Below are 20,298 nucleotides of genomic sequence, written 5' to 3'. Positions count from 1 at the left end.
GACTTATCTGTTCGCTTCGTGCAATTTTTTCTCCTGTTTTAGCGTGAAAATTCAATTGACAATTCACGTAAATCGCCGCAAATATTTGTCACCGGCACCTAAAACAAGAGAGACAGACCATGCCGCCCGAACCTGCCTTCGCCCCTCTGTATGGCCAGTGCTTGCCTTCCCCAAGCCCAGCCAACGCCTCCTACAAGCATCAGTACAAAAACCGCGCCTGAGACGGAGAATGTCCATGGATTCGCTTTGCCTGCGTGCCGCGCCTGTGTCGGCGCTCGCCTCTGGCCCTGCCTTCGAGGCCTTGCTTGACGGTGTTCGTGATCGTGCTCGCCTCGGTGAGTTCGATCGCCAGCGCTACATATCCCGCGATGTGATCGACGCGTTCAAGGCCCATGGCGTGTACCGCGCCCTGGTGCCAAAGCGCTTCGGTGGGCTTGAGTGCTCGCCGGGCGCCTTCTGTGAAATGATCGAACGTATCTCCCATGCAGACGGCTCTGCCGGCTGGGTGGCCAGCTTCGGCATGAGCCCCGTGTACCTGGCGGCGCTGCCGCTGGAGACCATCGCCGAGATCTACGGCAACAGCCCCGACACGGTGTTCGCCGGTGGGATCTTCCCGCCGCAACCGGCCGAGATCGTGCCTGGCGGCTTCAAGGTCAACGGCCGCTGGAAGTACTCCAGCGGGTCCATGGGCGCGGACATCGTGGGTGTCGGTATTGCCCCGCGCAATGGCGACAAGCTCGACCTGCCGCGCCTGGCCGTGATGCCGCGCCAGCAGGCGCGCATCGAAGAAACCTGGGACACCGTTGGCCTGCTCGGCACCGGCAGCCACGACCTGGTGGTCGAGGACGTGGTGGTGGGCGAGCAGTGGACCTTCGTGCGGGGCGGCAAGCCCAACCTGGACGAGCCGTTCTTCCGCTATCCGTCGCTGTCGTTCGCCACCCAGGTGCTCTCGGTGGTCGGCTTAGGCATCGCCCGCGCCGCGCTCGACGAACTGTCGGGCATGGCCAGTGGGCGCATCTCGGTCACCGGCGCCCCAGCCCTGGCCGACCGGCCGCTGGCCCAGGTCGATGTGGCCAAGGCCGAAGCGGCACTGCGCTCGGCGCGCGCGTTCTTCTACGAATCCATCGAACGTGCCTGGGAGCACGTGCTGGCGGGCGACCCGGTACCGGTCGAGGTCACCAACCTGTTGCGCCTGTCCTCCACCCATGCCGCCCGTGTGGCGGCCGAAGTGGCGCGCAGCGCGCAGATGCTCTCGGGCATGACCGGCATCTACAACGAAAGCCCGCTGGCCCGCTGCGTCAACGATGCGCAGGTGGTGACCCAGCACGCCTTCATGGGCGACGTCACCTACCAGAACGCCGGTGCGATGTTCTTCGGTAAACAGCCCCTTCCGGGCTACCTGTAACTTTCGGGAAATTTGTCATGAACGATAAGAAAGCGTTGCGTGTGCTGTTCTGCATGGGCATCAACCAGAACTTCTTCGATGCCCCCCGCGAGGAGCAGCTCCAGGTATGGGCCGCCTTCAGCGCGATGTGGAATGGCATCCACGACCTGGCCGGGGTGAACGTGCTGGGCAACATGGACGATGACCAAGGCATGGTCGGCCCGTCCGACGGCTTCCCCTGGACCACCTACCTGCTGGCCGACGTACCGGACATCGAGACCGTGCACGCCGCCTGCAACCTGTTCCGCACCACGGCCGTGGGCGAGGGGCCGTACAAGCTGTGGCGCTACGCCAAGGTCGAGGCCCGTGTCGGCCGTGAACTGATCATCCAGCGCGCCTGAGTAGAGGAGCCTACCGTGAGCAACCTGATCCCCGCCGTCAACCTGACGGTCGACCCGGCCGAGCTGGTCCAGCCCGACCGCGTCCACACCTCCCTCTACACCGACCCGGCCCTGTTCGACGCAGAACTGCAGAAGATCTTCCACAGCACCTGGGTCTGGGTCGCCCACGAGAGCGAAGTGCCCGAGCCCGGCAGCTACAAGACCACCTTCATCGGCAAGCAGCCGGTGATCGTCGTGCGTGACCGCAAAAAGGCCATCAACGTGCTGCTCAACCGCTGCCGCCATCGCGGCGCCACCGTCTGCGAGCACAAGAAGGGCAAGACCAACAGCTTCGTCTGCCCCTACCACGGCTGGGGCTACGCCCTGGACGGCTCGCTGCGCGGCATCCCCCACCCGGAAAGCTACGGCGACTGCCTGGACAAAGCCGAGCTGCCATTGGTAAGCCTGCGCACCGAAAGCTACGCCGGCATGGTCTTCGCCACCTTCAAGGACGACATCGAACCGCTCGAAGACTTCCTCGGTGCGGCCAAGAAGTGGATTGACCTGTTCATGAAGCAAGGCGCCGGCTACGGCATCAAGGTCCCCGGCGAGCACCGCTTCCGCTTCCCCGGCAACTGGAAGATCCAGCTGGAAAACACCACCGACGCCTACCACTTCCCGTTGGTGCACAAAAGCTTCCTGTCCTCGGTCGATGAGCAGACCCTGGAGCTGTTCGACTTCGTCAAAGGCCCCGGCTACGTCGAGGATCTGGGCAACGGCCACAGCGTGATGGTGATGATCCCGGAGCTGGTGGACCTGGAAGCCAACCTCGACAAACCGATCCCCGAGCGCTTCGAATCCCTCGCCGCCGAGCTGCGCGACGAAGGCATCGACGAGCAGCAAGTGCGCCGTATCGTCCGCGCCGTCGGCGGCTCGGGCTTCAACCTCAACCTGTTTCCCAACGTCGCTTGCTCGATGGCGTTTTTCCGCGTGCTGCAGCCGATCTCGGTGACCGAGACCGAAATCCACCACTCGGTGATCACCATGGACGGCGGCCCCGCTGCGGCCAACCGCTACCGCCTGCGCCTGCACGAGCACTTCCAGGGCCCGATGGGCTTCGGCACCCCGGACGATTCCGAAGCCTGGGAGCGGGTGCAGAAAGGCGCCCGTGCCGGTGAAGACCTGTGGATCATGCTCAACCGTGGCCTGCCCGGTGAGAAGCACAGCGCAGACGGCCTGGTCTCTGACGTGAGCGCCGAAACCGGCATGCGCGCGGCGTACCAGCAGTGGAAGAAGATGATGACGGCGGAGCGCAAGTGATGGATCTGAACCTACTGAACGAAGTTACAGCCTACATCTGGCAGGAAGGCGACATGCTCGACCACGGCGAGTACGACACCTGGCTGGGCCAGTGGACCGAAAAAGGCACGTACATCATCCCCATCGACCCGAAGGAGAGCGACCACGAGAACACCCTCAACTACGCCTACGACGACCACCACATGCGTGGCCTGCGGGTACAGCGGTTGATCGGCGGCGAGTCGATTTCCACCAGCCCGCAACCACGCACCGTGCGCACGCTCTCGCGCTTCAGGGTACTGGGCGACGACGGCGTCAACGTCACCGTGCGCTGTGCGCAAAACGTGCGCGAGTTCCGCAAGGAAAGCCTCAAGCACTACAGCGCCGACCTGACCTACACCCTGGTGCGGGCCGATGGCGGTTTCAAGATCCACCGCAAGGTGATCAGCCTGATCAACAGTGACGATACCCTCGCCGGTATCGGCTACATCCTGTGAGGAACCGGCCATGAACCAAGTTGCATTGGTAACCGGCGCCGGCCAGGGCCTGGGCCAGCGCTTCTGCGCGCAACTGCTTGCCGCAGGCTTTGACGTGGTGGTCTCGGACCGAGACCTGGCACTTGCCCAGGCCAGCGCCGAACACCTGCTGCACGGGCAACCAGGGCAGGGCGGCCGCACCCTGGCGGTCAAGCTCGATGTCGCCAGCAAGGCCGATTTCGAGCAGGCCCTGGCCCAGGTGCTGGAGCATTTCGGTGCCCTGCACGTGGTGGTCAACAACGCCGCCGTGACCAAGACCACGCCGCTGATGCAGATCAGCCCGGAAGAGTTCGACGCGGTAGTCGGGCTGAACCTGCGCAGTGTGTTCCTCGGTTGCCAGGTGTTCGGCGCGCACCTGGCCGAGGCCGGCTACGGGCGGATCATCAACATGGCTTCGCTGGCCGGGCAGAACGGTGGCACCGCGACCGGCGCCCACTACGCGGCGAGCAAGGGCGCGATCGTCACCCTGACCAAGATCTTCGCCAAGGAATTCGCGGCCCGTGGCGTCACGGTCAACGCCATCGCCCCCGGCCCGATCGATTCGCCGGCGGTGCATGCCGCGGTGCCTGCCGAACGCCTGCCAGGGTTGCTGGCGAACATCCCGGTCCAGCGCCTGGGGGACGCCGGTTTCCTGGGCGACCTGATCGTGCAGTTGGCGCGGCCCGAGGCCTACTTCACCACCGGGGCGACCTGGGATGTGAACGGCGGCCTGTTCATGCGTTGAATTTTTCGGGGGCGCAGCGCGCCTCCTGTCGTCACACGGGACACCGGCCATGAATGAACAATTGTTGAACGTAGTCGTGCGCAAGCGCGAGATCCAAGGGGCCGACGTGGTCGTCCTCGACCTGGGGCGTGCCGACGGCGCAGCGTTGCCGGCCTTCGAGGCGGGCGCGCATGTCGATATCCATGTCGCGCCCGGCGTGGTGCGCCAGTACTCGCTGTGCAGTGACCCGGCCGATGCCACGGTGTATCGCCTGGGCGTGCTGAAAGACCCTGCGTCACGCGGCGGCTCGGTGGGCGTGCACGAGACGTTGCTGGAAGGGCGCGAGCTGCAGATCAGCGCGCCACGCAACCTGTTCCCGCTGGCGCCGCAGGCCAGCCGCTCGATCCTGCTGGGGGGCGGTATCGGCATTACGCCGATGATCGCCATGGCCCACGCCCTGTACCAAAAGGGCGCGAATTTCGAACTGCATTATTGCGGGCGCTCGCGTAGTCGCAGTGCGTTTCTCGATGCGTTGGCGGCGGCGCCGTTCGCCGCGCGGGTGGTGACCCACTTCGATGATGAAGCGCCGGCACAGCGCCTGAACCTGGAGGGCGTGCTGGGCGCTCCCAGCCAAGGCACCCACCTGTATACCTGTGGCCCGTCCGGTTTCATGGACTGGGTGATCGAAGGGGCGCGTCGGCAGGGTTATGCCGAAGAGCAGATCCACAAGGAGTACTTCCAGGTCGAGGTCGATGGCAGCGGCCAAGGTTTCGAAGTGGTGGCGGCGCGCAGTAACAAGACCGTGCAGGTGGCCGAGGGGCAGACCATCCTCGAAGCCCTCGCCCAGGTCGGCATCAAGATCGATATTTCCTGCGAGCAGGGTGTTTGCGGGACGTGCATGTGCGAGGTGCTCGAAGGCGAACCCGACCACCGCGATGTGTACCTGACCGATGAAGAGAAAGCCGCGAACGACCAGATTCTGGTGTGCTGCTCGCGGGCCAAGTCCAACAAGCTGGTGCTGGATATCTGAGGAGCATGACCATGGTAGACGTAAACCAGTTTCGCAATGCAATGGCACTGCTCGGTGGCGCCGTATCGGTCATCACTACCGACGGCCCCGCAGGGCGTTTCGGCTTTACCGCCTCGGCGGTGTGCAGCGTGACCGACGCGCCGCCCACCTTGCTGGTGTGCATGAACCGCGCTTCGTATTCCAACGAGCAATTCAAGGCCAACGGCGCGCTGTGCGTGAACGTGCTGGCCGGCACTCACCAGGAGCTGTCGGGGGCGTTTGCCAACCGCAACTTGAGCACCGAAGAGCGCTTTGCGACCACCCACTGGACCGTGCTGGAAAGCGGTGCGCCGGTGATGCAGGAGGCGTTGGTGAACTTCGACTGCCGCATTGCCCAGGTGCATGAGGTGGGCTCGCACAGCATTTTCTACTGCGAGATCCAGGATATCCGCCATGGCGGCGCGGACGATGGGCTGGTGTATTTCAACCGGGCCTATCACCGGGTGTGCGAGGCTTCGAAGGCTTGCTGAACACGGGGCCGTAAAGCGGCCCCAGGTTTCACGGCGTTTCGAGGTTATGAAACACCACTTCCAGCATCCGGTTCAGCCGCTGCACCTGCGCCTCGGTCAGCCCTTTGAAACTGCGCTGGAACAAATCCCGTGTCACGTCCTGCATGCGCTCGATGTTCTGCAGGCCGACCTCGGTGATCCGCACCTGGGTCACGCGCCCGTCCTCCGGGCTTGGCGCGGTATCGACCAGCCCGTCGTCCTTCATGCGGTAGACGATCTTGGTGATGGTCGACAGCTTGGCGATGGCATGGGTGGAAATCTCGGAAATGCTCGACTCACCGTTCTCATTGAGGATCCACAGCACGCGCCAGCGCGGCACGTCGAGGTCGATCTTCTTGAGTAGACGTTCCATGTTCTGGGTGTAGCGGCCATGCACGCGCGCCAGCCAGTAGAAGGGGAAATCTTCCTTGCGAAATTCATCGCTGGCCGGGTCGTGATGGCTGTGGCCTTTGTTTTTCGAGTTGCTCATCGATTCACTACTTGTGCGGAAATAGTCGCGACATCATAGACGTTTCCGCGCATTTGGCTACCGTAAAGCGGGCGCATAATGCTGGAATATTCAGTTGACATTTCAAGTAATTGGCCCGCATTTTGTCGGCTGGGCCAAGGCCCGGCATCCATTCTTAAAGAGGGCTGCACAACAATGACAATCATAGTAGAACCCCTTGATCTGGGCGGCACCGGCCCCCGGGTCGTGGTCAAGGACACCATCGATGTCGCCGGTACCGCGACCCGCGCCAGCAGCCAGGCGTTGGAGGACGCGCCGCTGGCCGAGCGCCATGCCGACGTCGTCAGCCAGTTGCTGGCCGCCGGGGCCCGGCTGACCGGCAAGGTCAGCCTGCACGAACTGGCTTTCGGCACCACCGGGATCAACCGCTATACCGGCACCGCAGCCAACCCGCGCTTTCCGGGGCGCATACCCGGTGGCTCGTCGAGCGGCTCGGCGGCTGCGGTGGCCGCAGGCCTGGCGGATTTCAGCCTGGGCACGGACACCGGCGGCTCGGTGCGTGTCCCGGCCTGTTGCTGTGGTGTGTTCGGGCTTAAGCCAACGTTTGGCCGGGTAAGCCGTAACGGCGTGATGCCGGCCCGCACCAGCCTCGATTGCGTCGGCCCGTTCGCGGCGAGCTTACCGATGCTGGTACGCGCCATGAGCATGATCGACCCCAGCTTCGTCCCCGCCCAGGTACCGGCCAAAGCGCGCATTGGGGTGTTGCGGGTAACCGCCGAGGCCGCCATCCACAAGGTGGTGCACGGGGCGCTGAGCGCCAGCGGCCTGCCTTTGGGCAATGTCGAACTCAAGCACTTTGGCGCCGCCTACGACGCCGGCATGGTGGTGATCAACCGCGAGACATTCGAAGGCTGTGGCCATCTGCTGCAAACCGGCAGGGTCGGCAGCGATATCGCCGGGCGCCTGGCGGCAGCCGGGGAGACCACGGATACGGCGTTGGCTGAGGCTGAGCAGGTGCGTCAGCGGTTTACCGAGGAAGTCGACCAGGCCCTGGCCAACTTCGATGTTTTGGCCCTGCCGACCATGCCGGACTTTCCGCTGCGCCTGGAAGATGCCGCTGATACCCGCGCCGTGCTGGGCATGACCTCGCTGGTGCGGCCGTTCAACCTGTCGGGGCACCCGGCGTTGAGCATTCCGCTGGGCAGCGAGGCGGGTTTGCCGGTTGGCCTGCAACTGGTGGCGGCCAAAGGCGCCGACGAAAAACTGTTGGCGGTGGCCGAACGCCTGCTGCTGAACCTGTATGCCGGCAACGATCACTGAGGCCACGATTGCGATGACCGATATCCTCGAGCTCCAGGCCCGCCTGCTCAGCTTTGAACACCAGCAGGCCATCCGCGTCTGCATCAACCGCTACATGGAGCTGTGCGACCAACTCGATGCCAGTTCCCCGCTCAATGAACTGGCGCAGCTGTTTTGCCGTGACGCGGTATGGGAAGGCAAGGGCGCCAAGTACGCCGAGAGCTTTGGCGGCTACCGCGGGCGCGAAGCGATCCGGGCGATGTTCGCCACCTACATGAAAACCCCGGCGCACTTTGCCTTGAATGTGCACTTTTTGACCAGTGAGGTCATCGAGGTGGTGGGTGAGGAAGGGCTCGGGCGCTGGGTGATGTTGCAGACCAGCACCTTTGCCGACGGCGCTTCGCACCTCAATGCAGCCCGGCTGACCGTGCGCTTTGCGTTGGAAGAGGGCCAGTGGCGCATGGCGCATTTCCAGACCGAGAACCTGTTCAGCCGGCCGGTATCGGCGTGGAACAGTGAGGCGCCGTTGCCGGTGCCTGAGCGGTAGTCACTGTTGCTGGGGCTGCAAAGCAGCCCCAGTGCCTGCAGCTCAAAAGGTACTGACGAACACCACCTGGCCATACAGGTTGTCGTGGTTATTGCCCAACTGCGTCCCCCCTTGCGCCACGCTGCGATCCGGCTGGTACAACCCCACCAACGGCACGATCATCAGATGCTCATTGATCGTCCACTCGGCATAGAGATCCACCTCACGCCCATCCACATTGCCCAGGCTGCGGTCGATAGTGTCGAAATGAAACCCCATCACCCCAAGGTTCAGCGTCGGCGTCGGGCTGACCACCAGGCCGACCTTCTGCACCCGCGCATTGCTGTTGAACGGCCCGGCGTAGTTGCCTGCCACTTCACCCTGGAACCACGTACCCAAGCCACGGCCGAGGCCATAGAACAGCGTGTCGTACTGCTCTGAAAAGCGGCTGTAGCGGTAGCTCAGGTTCGGCTGCCAAGGCAGGTCGACGAAGGTCCAGCCGGCTTCCAGGTACCAGGCATCCTCGGTGGCGGTATGGGGCTTGTCCTGCTTGGCGTATTCCCCGGACAGGAACAGGTTGTCTACCCCGGCATTGCCCTGGCCACGAAGGCTGTAGGTCTTCATGCCATCGCGTTCCAGTTGCAGCGGTGAGGCGTACTGCTCGTCGACATGGGTGGTGCCGATATAGGTCAGGCCGACGGTGCCGGCGTCCGCCACGTGCTCAAGGGTGGCCACGTGCAGTTCGGTGTTGGCCTGGGCGCGGTTGTCCGACTGCAGCCACATCAGGTCGCCGCGCCAGCCGCTGCTGCCGCCCAGGCGCAGTACGGCGGTCTTGTCGAAGCTCTTGCGCGCCGCCAGGTAGTAGGCGCCGCCCCGGTTGAACTGCCCATCGGCAAGGCCATGGCCAACGTTCAGCGAGTCACCCTGAAGCAAAAAACCATCGCCCACGGCGATCATCTGTTTGCCGAACGACAGGTCGATACCGTCCTCGCCCAGCATCGGAACCAGGTTGCCGGACTTCCAGCCCAGGTAGGCATCCTCGATCTTGCTGGTGCGCTCACTGCCATCGCTGAAGCCGGCAGCGTCACCGTCGCCCCAGGTCGCCGAGCTGAGCATGGCAAAGGCGCCATACAACGAACCGACGCTGCCCAGGGCCTGGTCGGCGCTCAGACCGTATTTGATGTAGCCCTCCCGCCACGAGGTGGAGCCGGGTTGGTCGCGGGCGATGGCGTAGCTGCGCTCGCTGTGGAATGCACCGAACACGGCTTCCACATTGGCGTTCAGATGGCGTTCGGCATCGCTGTACAGTTCGTGCGCGGACGCACCCATCGAAGCCCCGGCCAGGAGTGCGGCCAAGGTTAGACGGAATGGGCGGTGGTGCATGGTCTGGCTTCCTTTGTCATGGTTTTGGCAGAAGTTCCGAAGACGTGCCAGTGATCATGAAGCAAGCCCAGACCCGGGCTTTTGCCCTGGCTGCCAGTTGACTTTGGCGTTGTGCCAAGCTGATTGGGCGGGTGATAGAAACGCAGAAGGCCCCATTGCGGGGCCTTCTTGGGGGAGGGTCGTTACTTGAGACCGGCGAGGAAACACGTCACCGACTGGCGCTCACCAGCGTCCGGCAACCCTGCATAAGGCATGTAGGTGCCGGGTACCTCGGCTTGTGGCTGCGCGATGAAGGCGCCGATGGTTTGCGCCGTCCAGGCCGCCTGGCGGGTTTTCATGGCCTGAGAGTAATTGGCCCCTGGTACGGTGCCGGGGGTACGGCCCAGCACATCGTGCAGGTTGGGGCCCATCATCACCGGGCCATCCTTTTGCGCCGAGTGGCACGCCGCGCAGTCGCGCGCGAAGACCTGTTCGCCCTGCTGGCGTTGCGGGGCTGCACAATCTTCGGCCTGGGCCAGCGGGCTGGCCAGCACGGCGAGCAGAAAGGGCATTACGAACTTGCTGGATACGACGGTCGACATCACGCACGGTTCCTGGGTAGGGCAGCGCCGGGCTGCTTCTTGTTGGTGTTCGCCTCGATTGTGTGCGAGTGCGGGCGGGCAGGTTTTGTTGTGCCTGCCAGGCTGTTTGCTGGGCTTGTCAGTTGGCGTGACGCTTGCGGTACTCGCCTGGGGTCATGCCGAAGCGGCCTTTGAACGCGGTGCTGAAGTAACTGGAGTCGGAAAACCCCCAGGCATACCCGAGCGACGACACCTTTTGATCCATCGACGGATTGCGCAGGCTTTCGGCGCAGAAGTCCAGGCGGCGGTTGCGGATGTACTGGGCGATGACCAGGTCGTGTTTGGCGAAGATGCGGTACAGGCTGCGCATAGAGATGCCTACTTCGCGGGCAATGAACTCAGGCGTCAGGCGCTCGCAGGTGATGCGCTGATCGATCACCGCCAGGGCCTTGCGGAACATCCGTTCGTGGCTGCCGGGCACCGAATCGTGGGTGATGGCTGGGCGCAGCAGGGCGATCAGCGCCTCCAGCACGGCCTGGCTTTCGTTGTTGGCCATGTGCCGGGTGCGGCCGGCTTCGAGCATCATTTGCCGGGCCATGCTGGCCAAGGGGGTCTGCGCTTCGATGCGTTTGGCACACGCCACGCTGACGCCACGGGTGCCGCTCTCGACCTGAGTGCGCGGCAAAATCAGCGACAACTGGCGCGAACGCTGGTGGAAGTGCATGTCCAGCGGGGCACTGGCGTCGATCAGGGTCAGGTCGCCGGGCCGCAGTTCGATGCGGGCGTCCTGGTGTTCGATATGCGAGGTGCCGGCCATCTGCAATACGGCGTAGTAGTTGTCGGCGCCACTGGCGCGAATCTCCCGCGCGCTGCGGAACAGGTTGACGTGGGTCATGTCGACGATGCTCATGGAAATCTGGCCTACCTGGCACTTTTCGAGCTGGCCGACGAAGGCTGCGTCGAGCTTGCGGGCGTTGAAGTGGCCGCAGGCATCGTTGACCTGGCTCAGCCAGGCCTGGAAGTGATCGTCGCTAACACGGGTCGCGGGTGTCATGGGGGGCCTCGCACGGTAAGACGTGGAACGGTTCGCTTGGGCGAACTCTTGGATGGGTGCTTTAAAGCATTAAAATTCACTTGAATATTCAAGCAAAAAGCGAGCCTGAGAGGTGGGGGTGTGGCAGGGGGTGTTTGCTAGTTCGTTGTTTTAAATAGAATTAATTTTTGTAGTCGATGAGTGTATTGGCAGTGGCAGTGGTGGAATGAGCGCGCGGAAATGCGCCACGATGTAGCCAATTGACACAGGGTTGTTTCCAGATGTTGCACTTAGGTAGGTCGGGTTAGGGCGACGAAGTACCTGTCTTGGGCTTTGAGGTGGGGCGTAGATCGAGCGCCGCCCGCGCGACGCAAGGCCGCTCCCACATTTGTTTCGGGCCAGTGAGACCTGTGAAATCTGCGCGCGACCGCCTTGTTTGTCTGACTCGATATCAAGGTGGGCACCAAAGGGCCGCGCGCCCATGTCACAGGAATAATTGGCCCGAAACAAATGTGGGAGCGGCCTTGCGTCGCGATGCGCCGCGCGGGCGGCGCTCGATCTCACAGGCGCTGAAAATGCTACGGCGAACACCCAGAACCCTAACACGATGAACAAAAAAAGCCCGCTGACAGAGCGGGCTGAAGGCACAACGCTTGCGTGATTCAGTGGCCAAGCCCATCGCTGATGGCAATGCCTTCGGCCTGCATCGCTTCGATCAACCCGGCCCGCACATGCGGCAGGTTGAGCATGCTGCTCTGGCGCACCCGGTGCACCTCCTCGCCGCTGTACGGCGGCCATTGCTCGGGTGCGCTGTTACCGGCCATCCCATCCCGCGCCAGCAGCCAGTTCAGCAAATCGGCAATCTGCTGATCGTTGAGCGCCGACTGGGAAATCCCCGGCACCCGCACCAGAAACTCGCGCCCGCCCGGCACCCGCAGAAAGTTACCGACAAACCCCTGCATGCGCGGTGTGTCGTTGGCCGCCGAGCCTTCGCCGTGGTCCCGGTGGCAGCCGGCGCACTGCAGCTGGTAATTCACCGGTACCGAGTACCCGGCCTGGGCAATCGGCACCGGTGGCACCTCGTTGCCAGGCGCCGGGCGCTGGTTGGGGTTGGGCAGGGTCCTGGCCTGGGCGACAGGCACCAGCAAGCACAGGATCAACAGCGCCGTCAGACCCTTCACGGCGCTATACCGCCACGCCGCGGATGATGGTGACGGTGCAGTTGTAGATTTTCGACTCCGCCCCCAGGCACCAGTTGATGTCGTTGTTGTTGAACGGACGATACAACGGCTGTTCATCGTCGTTGCGCGAGCAGGCGCACTGCCCGCAGGCGTGCTTACCGCAGCAGTCGTTGTACGAGATGATGTAGTTCTTGCCGTCGGCCGGGTTGCGGCAGGTGCCGATCCAGGTCACCAGCGAGGCATCGGTGCCGGGCGGGCAGGAGGTGATCGACCCGCCGCAGCAGGAGCATAAAAAACCGTCGATCGAGCAGTTGCGCCAGTAGTCGCAGCTGGTCGGGTCGCCAGGGTCTCCCATCTTCGGTTGCTCGGCGGCCAGCGCCTTGGCGGTGCGGTCGATCGGCAGCAGCACCGGCAGGGCAGCGCCCGCGACGATCAGCGAGCCCAGGCGCGCCAGCACTTTGCGCCGCGAGGTGGTGTCGGCGACATGACGGCTGGAGCGTTCAAACAGTTTGTCGAGAAAACTCATGGTGTGCTCCGCGATCAGTGCTGCGCGCTGTGTGGGTGGGCGTGGTCATGGCTATGGGCATGGCCCTGCGCGGGGTTGCCGTGCAGGTACTGCTGCAGGCTGGCGCTGCCCAGGTGCACCGTCTCGAACAGGCTGTCCAGGTGCTCGCGGGAGTTGACCAGGCCCTTGGCGCGCAGGGTGCCGGCCTGGTCGATCAATACGGCGTAGGGCAGCTTGCCGATCTGGTAGGTCATGCCGATCTCGGGGCCGACCACGTAGGTGGCCTGCTGCAGGTCGTTGGCTTCGATCAGGGCCTGCTGTTCGGCAAAATCACCGTCGCTGACATAGATCACGTCCAGCGCGCCGCGGTTGTCCTTGGCGATCGACTTGACTGCCGGCAGCAGCGATTTGCACACCGGGCAGCCGGGGGCAAGGAAGAACAGCAACTGCGAGCGTTCGCCCTGGTAGCCGATGTTCACCGGGCGGCCGTGGCGGTCGGCGGCGGTGACTTGCGGGGCGGGGTCGTTGACCGTCACGCCTTTGTCCACCATCAGCGCCCCGGCAGGGGCGATACGGCCATGCAGCACGCCGATCTGGCGTACCAGAGCCATGACCGTGAACGCCACCGCAATCAGCAGCAGCCAGAGCAGAATGTTCGATGCGATAAGCAGTTGCATGGGTTATCTCCCAGTCAATTTGGCAAGACGCGGCTGGTTGGCCAGCAGGCCATCCACCGCCACATGAATCAACAGCGCCACGGCACTGGCCGCGATCACCACAAAAATATCCAGGGCACCGAGTGCACGCTCGGCCATCGGCAGCGCCGCCAGGCCGGCCAGCAGGGCGATCACCAGGTTGCGCAACAGCAGCACCGGGCGCAGTGGCTGGGCAGCGCCAGGGCCTGAACAGCCGCAATCGATGTCGCGGCGGCCGCGCCAGAGGTTGATGCCGATGGCGCTGGCATACAGCGCCATCAACAGGGCCACCCCCAACGCTGCGCTGGCGCGCCCGCCGGGCAGCAGCAGGGCCAGCGCGAGGGCCAGTTCGGCCAGCGCAAGGCTTGCCGTGGCGGCGGGGGCCAGGGGCGCCGGCAGCAGCTGGTAGGCGCGCACGATGCTGCTGAAGGCGCGCAGGTCGCGCAGCTTGTGGCTGGCGGCACTGGCCAGCAGTGTCGCCAGGGCGGTGCTGCTGGCAATCACAAGGACAGGATCGAGCATGATGAGGTCTCCCACTTACCAAGGGGCCAAGGTGAGCACGGGCGTGTCGGCGATCTGGTCCATGGCACCGCTGTGCTTGCCAGTGGCCAGGTCGAAGAACTGCACGCCGCCTTCCAGGTCGGTGGCCACCAGGATGGGCGCCTTGTCATGGCTGGCCTGCAGGCTCCAGACCGGCTTGGGCGAGTCGAGGGTGCCGAGCTTCTTGCCGGTCTTCAGGTCGAACGCCCAGATGGTGGTGCTTGGGTCTTCCCATTTGCCATCGGTGTGCTGGTCATGCATCAGCGCATACAGCCGGTTCAGGCCGGGCGCCAGGGCCAGGGCCTGCCAGCCACCCGGCGCCCAGCCTTGCTTACGCTCTTCGTCGCTGACCAGTGACCAGGTAGGCTGCGGCTTGGCCTTGCCACCCTCGAAACTCACCGGGTACACCTCGCCGTGGGTGGTAGTGAAATAGTAGGTGTCGCCGTTGGCGATGGCGCGCTCGTTGAGGCGGACCTTGTTCGGGTCGAAGAAGGGCGTCTGGGTGCGCGAGACCTCCTTGCCTTCATCATCCAGGGTCACTACCAGCAACTGACCGTCACCGCACAGTGATGCGAAGCTGCGCTTGCCGACCGGGTAGTTGAGCACGCAGCCGCTGATGGCGACTTCGCTGGCGACCTTGTGTGTCTGGGTATTGACCACGGTCACCGACGTCGACGGCGTGAGGTTGAAGACATACGCCAGCTTGCTGTCGGCGCTGACACCCATGGCGTACTTTTCGGTAAGCGTGGATGCGCGTTTGGCAGGCAATACCACTTCCCATTGCGGGCGCAGGGTCTGGGTGTCCCAGGCCACCAGCACGTCGCTGCGTTCGCCATAGGTGCCACGCGAGTAGAACAGGTTGGCCGAATACAAGGTGCGGTTGTCCGGGCTCAGCGCCGTTGGGGCGACGAAGGCGTTGGTGGTCATGCCGAGCATGCGTTTGGCCTTGGGGTCGACCACCACCACCTTGCCGGCGATGGGGTTTTTGAAGTCCACATCGAGGATGTAGACACGGTGTGGGTCCGGCGGGAACGGCAGGCTGTTCTGGCCGATCTCTTCGGCGGGCAGGTCGGCCCGCACCGCGCTTGTGCTCGCGGCCAAGGCCAAGGCCAGGGCTGCCGAGATGCTAAGCCTGTCTACGCGACGCATTGGCTATCTCCGATGTTGTTATGGGTTATGCAGAAATCGCAGTGATCGCAGTGTGCCGCCTGGGCCAGCGTGGTGATTTGGCCAGCGTGACATTCTCTTGAGGCTCCCTGACAAAACGCCCGTCGGGGCTGGCAGGCGGGTGGGCGGGGGCCTGAAGATCGGCCCGCACACCCTTTTGCGCTGCCTTCCAGGAGTCATGTCATGAGCGATATCCAGCTGTTACCTGCCGTGGTCGAGTTCCTCGCCAGGCCCCATGGCCATTTCATCGATGGCCAGTACCTGGCGGCTGAGACGGGGCCGTCGATCGACATCCACGACCCGTCGAGTGGCGCAGTCATCAGCCGCATCGCCGAGGCCAGTGAGGCGGAAGTGGCGCGCGCAGTGGTCAGTGCACGGCAGGCGTTCAAAGGCAGTTGGGCCGAGGTTTCGCCTTATCAGAAAGGCGTGGTGCTCAACCGCCTGGCGGACCTGATCGAGGCCAATGCCGAGGAGTTGGCACAGCTCGAGACCCTGTGCTCGGGCAAGTCGATCAACCTCTCGCGTGGGCTGGAGATCGCCCAAAGTGTAGTCTTCCTGCGTTACTTCGCGGGTTGGGCGACCAAGATCACTGGGCAGACCATGACCCCGTCACTGCCTTCATTCGCTGGCGAGCGCTACACCGCCTTTACCCTGCGCGAGCCGGTGGGCGTGGTGGCGGGGATCGTGCCGTGGAATTTCTCGGTGATGATCGGTATCTGGAAAATCGCCTCGGCGCTGGTGACCGGTTGCACCATTGTGGTCAAACCCAGCGAGTTCACGCCGCTGACGCTGTTGCGCATCGCCGAACTTGCGGTCGAGGCAGGGGTGCCGGCGGGTGCCTTCAACGTGGTCAACGGGCGAGGGCAGGCGGGCCAGCGGTTGATCGAGCACCCGCAGGTGGCCAAGGTGGCGTTCACCGGGTCTGTGCCGACCGGTATTGCCGTTGGCAAGGCCGCGATGGCGGCCAACCTGACCCGCGCCACGTTGGAGTTGGGTGGCAAGAACCCAGCGGCCTTGCTGGCCGATGTGGATGTGGACAGCGCGGTGGCGGGCATCCTGCAGACCGCCTTCGTGCACCAGGGGCAGGTGTGCGCGTCACCGGAGCGGGTATATGTGCACCGCAGCAAGGTCGAGGCATTCACGCGCAAACTGGGTGAAGCGCTGGGGCAGTTGAAGATCGGCTCGGCACTGGACCCCGAGGCCCAGTTCGGCCCGTTGGCCAATGCCGCGCACCTGCAGAAGATTCTCGGCTTCTTCGAGCGGGCCCGTGCCAGCAACACGGTGATCTGTGGGGCCAGGGCGCTCGATCGGCCGGGGTATTTCGTCGAACCTACGGTGGTGCTGGCCAATGACGCCAGCGACCCGTTGCTGCACGAGGAAACCTTTGGCCCGATCGTCTGCGTGCTGCCGTTCGATGACGAAGCGCAGCTGCTGGCGCTGATGAACGACAGCCCTTATGGCCTGACTGCTAGCCTGTGGACCAATGACCTGTCCAAGGCGCTGCGGCTGATCCCGCAGATCGAGGCGGGCACGGTGTGGGTCAACATGCACACCTTCCTCGACCCGGCGGTGCCGTTTGGTGGGTCCAAGGCATCGGGGGTAGGGCGTGAGTTTGGCAGTGCGTTCATCGAGGATTACACCGAGCTCAAGTCGGTGATGATCAGGTATTGATGACGGGTGAGGGGCCTGCGTTGAAGTGCCTGGCGTGGTTTTGAGGGGGCGCTCGATCTTCGCCCCACCATCAAACCCACGCCAGGCACATCCCCGCCTTCACCCCTTGGTACGGCAAAGAACAGTGCAGCAAATTTTTGTGAACCACTTCACAAAAATCAGGTGAGCGGCATAATGCCACTACCTCTGTACAAGACCCGGCCGCGCAGTGTCGGGGTTCCTTTTCGTGCCCGTCGAAGGTTCAGGTTAATTTCATGTCGCTAGTCGCAAGCCCCGACATCATGTACCGGCTGTTGATCCAGAGTGTGGTGGACTATGCCATCTACCTGCTTACCCCCGAAGGCGTCGTCGCCAACTGGAACCCCGGCGCCCAGCGGGCCAAGGGGTACCATGCCGACGAGATCGTCGGCCAGCATTACTCGGTGTTCTACAGCGATGCCGAACGTGCGGCCGGGCTGCCCGACTACAACCTTGAGCAGGCGCGTAGCACGGGGCGCTTCGAAGAGGTGGGCTCGCGCCTGCGCAAGGATGGCTCGGCCTTCCATGCGCATGTGGTGATCGACGCGGTGCGCGACGATTCCGGCCGCCTCGTAGGGTTCGCCAAGGTCACCCGCGACATCTCCGAACGCCATCATCAGGAGCTTGAGCTGCTCAAGGCCAAGGAATTGGCCGAACAGTACAGCCAGGAGATGGCCAAGCTGTCGCAGTTTCTCGACTCGGTAATTGCCAACATCCCCGCCAGTGTCATCGTCCAGGACCTGGAGAGCCAGCGCATCCTGCTGGCCAACCAACAGGCAGAGCGCCTGTTCGGTGGGCCAGGCACGAGCATGATCGGGCAACTGCCCGCCGACAGCCTGGCGCCGCCCGCTGCCCAGTACCTGGAGCAACAGCTCGCCCGTGGCGCGCGCAGCACCAAAGGCTACGCCGACGAGACCCGAGTCGACACCGTGTGTGGCCCACGCACCTTGCGGAGCCGTACGCTGCTCAGCCAGAACCGCAAGGGCCAGGCCGACTACGTGTTGTTCGTGGCCGAAGATGCCACCGAAGAGTTGGCCGCCCATGCGCAGATCCACCATATGGCGCACCACGATGCCCTGACCGGGCTGCCCAACCGCACGCTGTTCCATGAGCGCCTGCGCCAAGCCCTGGTGCGCGGTGATGAGCACGCCAAGCTGACTGCTGCCCTGTGCCTGGACCTGGACAATTTCAAGAACATCAACGATTCGCTCGGCCATGCCTTCGGCGACAAACTACTGCGTGCCCTGGGCAAGCGCCTGCGCCGCGAACTGCGCGAGCACGACACCCTGGCCCGCCTGGGCGGTGACGAGTTTGCCGTGGTGCTCACTGGCCTGGATGGCCGTGATGCCGCGTGCAACACCGCCCAGCGTCTGATCAATGCGATCTGCCCGCCGTTTCAGATCGAGGGGCACCAGTTCAGCGTGGGTGTGAGTATCGGCGTGGCCATTGCCCCGGACGACAACGACCAAGCCGAGCAACTGCTGGGCTACGCCGACATGGCCCTGTACGAAGCCAAGCGCAATGGGCGCAACCGTTACGAGTGCTTCAACGTCGAACTGGATGTGGCCGCCCGCCAGCGCCGCCTGGTCGAAACCGACCTGCGCACGGCGTTGCACCTGGGCCAGCTGCAGTTGCACTATCAGCCGGTGGTCGACCAGCAGACCAGCAGCGTGACGGGTTACGAAGCGTTGATGCGCTGGGAACACCCGAGCCGCGGCATGGTCATGCCCATGGACTTCATCCCCATCGCTGAAGAGACCGGGTTGATCCATGAACTCGGCATCCGCGCATTGAACCTGGCCTGCCAAGAGGCGGCCAGCTGGGACAGCGAGCAGACGGTGTCGGTCAACCTGTCCCCGGTGCAGTTCAAGCATGCCAACCTGGTCCACATCGTGGCCCTGGCCTTGGCTGACTCGGGCCTGCCGGCGCGACGCCTTGAGCTGGAGATCACCGAGTCGGTGTTGCTGGGCAACAGTGAAGAGAACGTGCGCACCCTGAGAGCGCTGAAGGACCTTGGGGTGTCCATTTCACTGGACGATTTCGGCACCGGGTATTCGTCGCTGGGGTATCTGCGCTCGTTCCCGTTCGACCGCATCAAGATCGACAAGTCGTTCGTGCATGACATGTGCGACAGCCGCGAAGCGATGTCGATCATTCGTGCCATTACCGAGCTGTCCAACAGCCTGATGATCAAGACCACCGCCGAGGGCGTGGAATCAGAAGAGCAGATGCGGCGGCTGGCGGCGGAAGGGTGCTCGCACTTCCAGGGTTATCTGTACGGCCGGCCGGCGCCGGCGAGTGAGCGTTTGAAGCAGGTGGTTTTGTTGGCGGATTAGGTGATAGCCAGGCCCGTGGGAGCGGGCTTGCCCCGCGAACACCGGCGAAGCCGGTGCCAGGCATCGCGTGTGCCCTTTCGCGGGCAAGCCCGCTCCCACAGGATTGGAGGCTGGCCTGCCGGCGATGGGGCGCGTAGCGGCCCCGCTCACGCTCAGCTTTTCCAGTCAGGCGCGAACTCAGGGCTGACCACGCGCCGATCCTTCGGCAAACCTGCAATCAACGCCCGGTCTTCATCATCCAGCCGCACATCCTGAGCCGCCAGGTTCGCCAGCTGGTTTTCGCGGCTGCTGGCCTTTGGGATCACCGCCACGCCATCCTGGTCGAGCAACCACTTCAGCGCCACCTGGCTCGGCAGTACGCCATGCTTGCGGGCAATCGACTGGATCACCGGTTGCTGCGCGGCCTGCCCGCGTGCCAGCGGGGTATAAGCCGTGAGCAAAAGGTCGTGGCGGCGCGCATAGTCGAGCAGCGGTTGTTGATCGAGCAGCACGTGGTACTCCACCTGGATGGCTGACAACGGTGCGCCCAGGGTCTCGACCACTTGGCGCAGCAGCCCCAGTGGGAAATTGGCCACGCCAAGGCTGCGCGCCTTGCCCTCGTCACGCAGGGCCACCAGGGTTTCGATGCTGCGGGCCAGGTCCCAGTCCTTGCCGGGCCAGTGGATGTGGAACAGGTCTACCTGCTCGGTGCCCAGCGCGCGCAGGCTGGCTTCCAGCGACTGACGCATGGCGTTGGGTTCCAGGCGATCCCACCAGACCTTGGTGGTCAGGTGGATCTGCTCGCGTGGCACGTCGCTTTCGCGCAGGGCTTGGCCCACAGCCGCTTCATTGTTGTAGGCGGTGGCGGTGTCGATGTGTCGGTAGCCCAGGTCCAGGGCCTGGCGCACGGCCTGGGTGCACTCGGTGCCGGTCATCGGCCAGGTGCCCAAACCAATGCAGGGCAGGTCCAGGCCGTTGTGGGTGGTGAGCCTTCGCATGACAATTCCTTGTAGTGGTTGCAGAGTCCGTAGCGGATGGTCTTCGATCAGCGCGGTGCGGACCATGCGCGGCAGGCCG

The 20,298-nt window shown here is 63.9% G+C and carries 21 protein-coding genes; 11 read left to right on the top strand and 10 right to left on the bottom strand.

Features of this window, described 5'->3' with window-relative positions; genetic code table 11:
• The first annotated feature begins 235 nt into the window (after positions 1-235).
• Genes iacA through OGV19_RS12650 form a run of 7 tightly spaced genes read left to right on the top strand, consistent with a single transcriptional unit; the run spans position 236 to position 5,841 of the window.
• Entirely contained in the window at positions 236-1,405 is a 1,170-nt protein-coding gene (gene iacA, locus OGV19_RS12680) for an indole-3-acetate monooxygenase (RefSeq protein WP_264313692.1), read from the top strand.
• 17 nt (positions 1,406-1,422) lie between these two features.
• Positions 1,423-1,785 (top strand): hypothetical protein, encoded by a 363-nt coding sequence (locus tag OGV19_RS12675; protein ID WP_060393216.1) that lies wholly within the window; start codon positions 1,423-1,425, stop codon positions 1,783-1,785.
• 15 nt (positions 1,786-1,800) lie between these two features.
• Positions 1,801-3,084 carry an aromatic ring-hydroxylating oxygenase subunit alpha gene (locus OGV19_RS12670; RefSeq protein WP_264313691.1) on the top strand — a complete coding sequence of 428 codons (1,284 nt, stop codon included), beginning with the start codon at positions 1,801-1,803 and terminating at the stop codon, positions 3,082-3,084.
• Positions 3,084-3,560, top strand: a complete 477-nt coding sequence (locus OGV19_RS12665) for an aromatic-ring-hydroxylating dioxygenase subunit beta (RefSeq protein WP_264313690.1) — start codon at positions 3,084-3,086, stop codon at positions 3,558-3,560. The genes OGV19_RS12670 and OGV19_RS12665 overlap by 1 nt, the downstream gene beginning before the upstream one ends.
• A 10-nt stretch (positions 3,561-3,570) precedes the next feature.
• The gene (locus tag OGV19_RS12660; RefSeq protein ID WP_264313689.1) at positions 3,571-4,323 is read left to right on the top strand and encodes an SDR family NAD(P)-dependent oxidoreductase; all 753 of its coding nucleotides are present in this window, start codon (positions 3,571-3,573) and stop codon (positions 4,321-4,323) included.
• Between the two features lie 49 nt (positions 4,324-4,372).
• Complete coding sequence (locus OGV19_RS12655) at positions 4,373-5,332, top strand: PDR/VanB family oxidoreductase (RefSeq protein WP_264313688.1); 960 nt, start codon at positions 4,373-4,375, stop codon at positions 5,330-5,332.
• An 11-nt stretch (positions 5,333-5,343) separates the two neighbouring features.
• Positions 5,344-5,841 carry a flavin reductase gene (locus OGV19_RS12650; RefSeq protein WP_264313687.1) on the top strand — a complete coding sequence of 166 codons (498 nt, stop codon included), beginning with the start codon at positions 5,344-5,346 and terminating at the stop codon, positions 5,839-5,841.
• A 28-nt stretch (positions 5,842-5,869) separates the two neighbouring features.
• Here the strand turns inward: OGV19_RS12650 and OGV19_RS12645 are convergent, their stop codons facing one another.
• Entirely contained in the window at positions 5,870-6,349 is a 480-nt protein-coding gene (locus OGV19_RS12645; RefSeq protein WP_264313686.1) for a MarR family winged helix-turn-helix transcriptional regulator, read from the bottom strand.
• 174 nt (positions 6,350-6,523) lie between these two features.
• On the opposite strand from OGV19_RS12645, the gene OGV19_RS12640 reads away from it, so the two are divergent.
• Positions 6,524-7,648 (top strand): amidase, encoded by a 1,125-nt coding sequence (locus OGV19_RS12640; protein WP_264313685.1) that lies wholly within the window; start codon positions 6,524-6,526, stop codon positions 7,646-7,648.
• Between the two features lie 13 nt (positions 7,649-7,661).
• Positions 7,662-8,174, top strand: a complete 513-nt coding sequence (locus OGV19_RS12635; protein WP_264313684.1) for a nuclear transport factor 2 family protein — start codon at positions 7,662-7,664, stop codon at positions 8,172-8,174.
• A 42-nt stretch (positions 8,175-8,216) separates the two neighbouring features.
• Here OGV19_RS12635 and OGV19_RS12630 read toward each other — a convergent pair whose 3' ends face one another.
• The 8 genes from OGV19_RS12630 to OGV19_RS12595 form a co-directional block, all read right to left on the bottom strand.
• Positions 8,217-9,536, bottom strand: coding sequence for an alginate export family protein (locus OGV19_RS12630; RefSeq protein WP_264313683.1), 1,320 nt, complete (start codon positions 9,534-9,536; stop codon positions 8,217-8,219).
• Between the two features lie 182 nt (positions 9,537-9,718).
• On the bottom strand, positions 9,719-10,117 hold the full coding sequence (locus OGV19_RS12625) for a c-type cytochrome (RefSeq protein WP_264313682.1): 399 nt from the start codon (positions 10,115-10,117) through the stop codon (positions 9,719-9,721).
• Positions 10,118-10,235: 118 nt separating this feature from the next.
• A complete protein-coding gene (gene feaR, locus OGV19_RS12620; RefSeq protein ID WP_264313681.1) occupies positions 10,236-11,150 on the bottom strand; it encodes a transcriptional regulator FeaR in 915 nt (304 codons plus the stop codon).
• Between the two features lie 641 nt (positions 11,151-11,791).
• Positions 11,792-12,310, bottom strand: a complete 519-nt coding sequence (locus tag OGV19_RS12615; RefSeq protein WP_264313680.1) for a cytochrome c family protein — start codon at positions 12,308-12,310, stop codon at positions 11,792-11,794.
• Between the two features lie 4 nt (positions 12,311-12,314).
• Positions 12,315-12,836 (bottom strand): methylamine dehydrogenase light chain, encoded by a 522-nt coding sequence (locus tag OGV19_RS12610; protein WP_027595339.1) that lies wholly within the window; start codon positions 12,834-12,836, stop codon positions 12,315-12,317.
• 14 nt (positions 12,837-12,850) lie between these two features.
• Positions 12,851-13,492 (bottom strand): methylamine dehydrogenase accessory protein MauD, encoded by a 642-nt coding sequence (gene mauD, locus OGV19_RS12605; protein ID WP_264313679.1) that lies wholly within the window; start codon positions 13,490-13,492, stop codon positions 12,851-12,853.
• Positions 13,493-13,495: 3 nt separating this feature from the next.
• A complete protein-coding gene (locus OGV19_RS12600; RefSeq protein ID WP_264313678.1) occupies positions 13,496-14,032 on the bottom strand; it encodes a MauE/DoxX family redox-associated membrane protein in 537 nt (178 codons plus the stop codon).
• A gap of 15 nt (positions 14,033-14,047) precedes the next feature.
• Entirely contained in the window at positions 14,048-15,199 is a 1,152-nt protein-coding gene (locus OGV19_RS12595; protein ID WP_264313677.1) for an amine dehydrogenase large subunit, read from the bottom strand.
• Between the two features lie 201 nt (positions 15,200-15,400).
• Between OGV19_RS12595 and OGV19_RS12590 the strand changes: the two genes are divergently transcribed.
• A complete protein-coding gene (locus OGV19_RS12590; protein WP_264313676.1) occupies positions 15,401-16,888 on the top strand; it encodes an aldehyde dehydrogenase family protein in 1,488 nt (495 codons plus the stop codon).
• A gap of 254 nt (positions 16,889-17,142) precedes the next feature.
• On the top strand, positions 17,143-19,242 hold the full coding sequence (locus OGV19_RS12585; RefSeq protein WP_264313675.1) for a putative bifunctional diguanylate cyclase/phosphodiesterase: 2,100 nt from the start codon (positions 17,143-17,145) through the stop codon (positions 19,240-19,242).
• Between the two features lie 152 nt (positions 19,243-19,394).
• On the opposite strand, the gene OGV19_RS12580 is transcribed toward OGV19_RS12585, so the two are convergent.
• Entirely contained in the window at positions 19,395-20,219 is an 825-nt protein-coding gene (locus OGV19_RS12580; RefSeq protein ID WP_264313674.1) for an aldo/keto reductase, read from the bottom strand.
• Between the last annotated feature and the right edge of the window lie 79 nt (positions 20,220-20,298).

It is taken from the genome of Pseudomonas putida, assembly GCF_025905425.1.
Taxonomy (GTDB): Bacteria; Pseudomonadota; Gammaproteobacteria; order Pseudomonadales; family Pseudomonadaceae; genus Aquipseudomonas; species Aquipseudomonas putida_AF.
The sequence above is the reverse complement of the archived record's forward strand: the minus strand, read 5'-3'. Positions and strand labels throughout refer to the sequence as shown.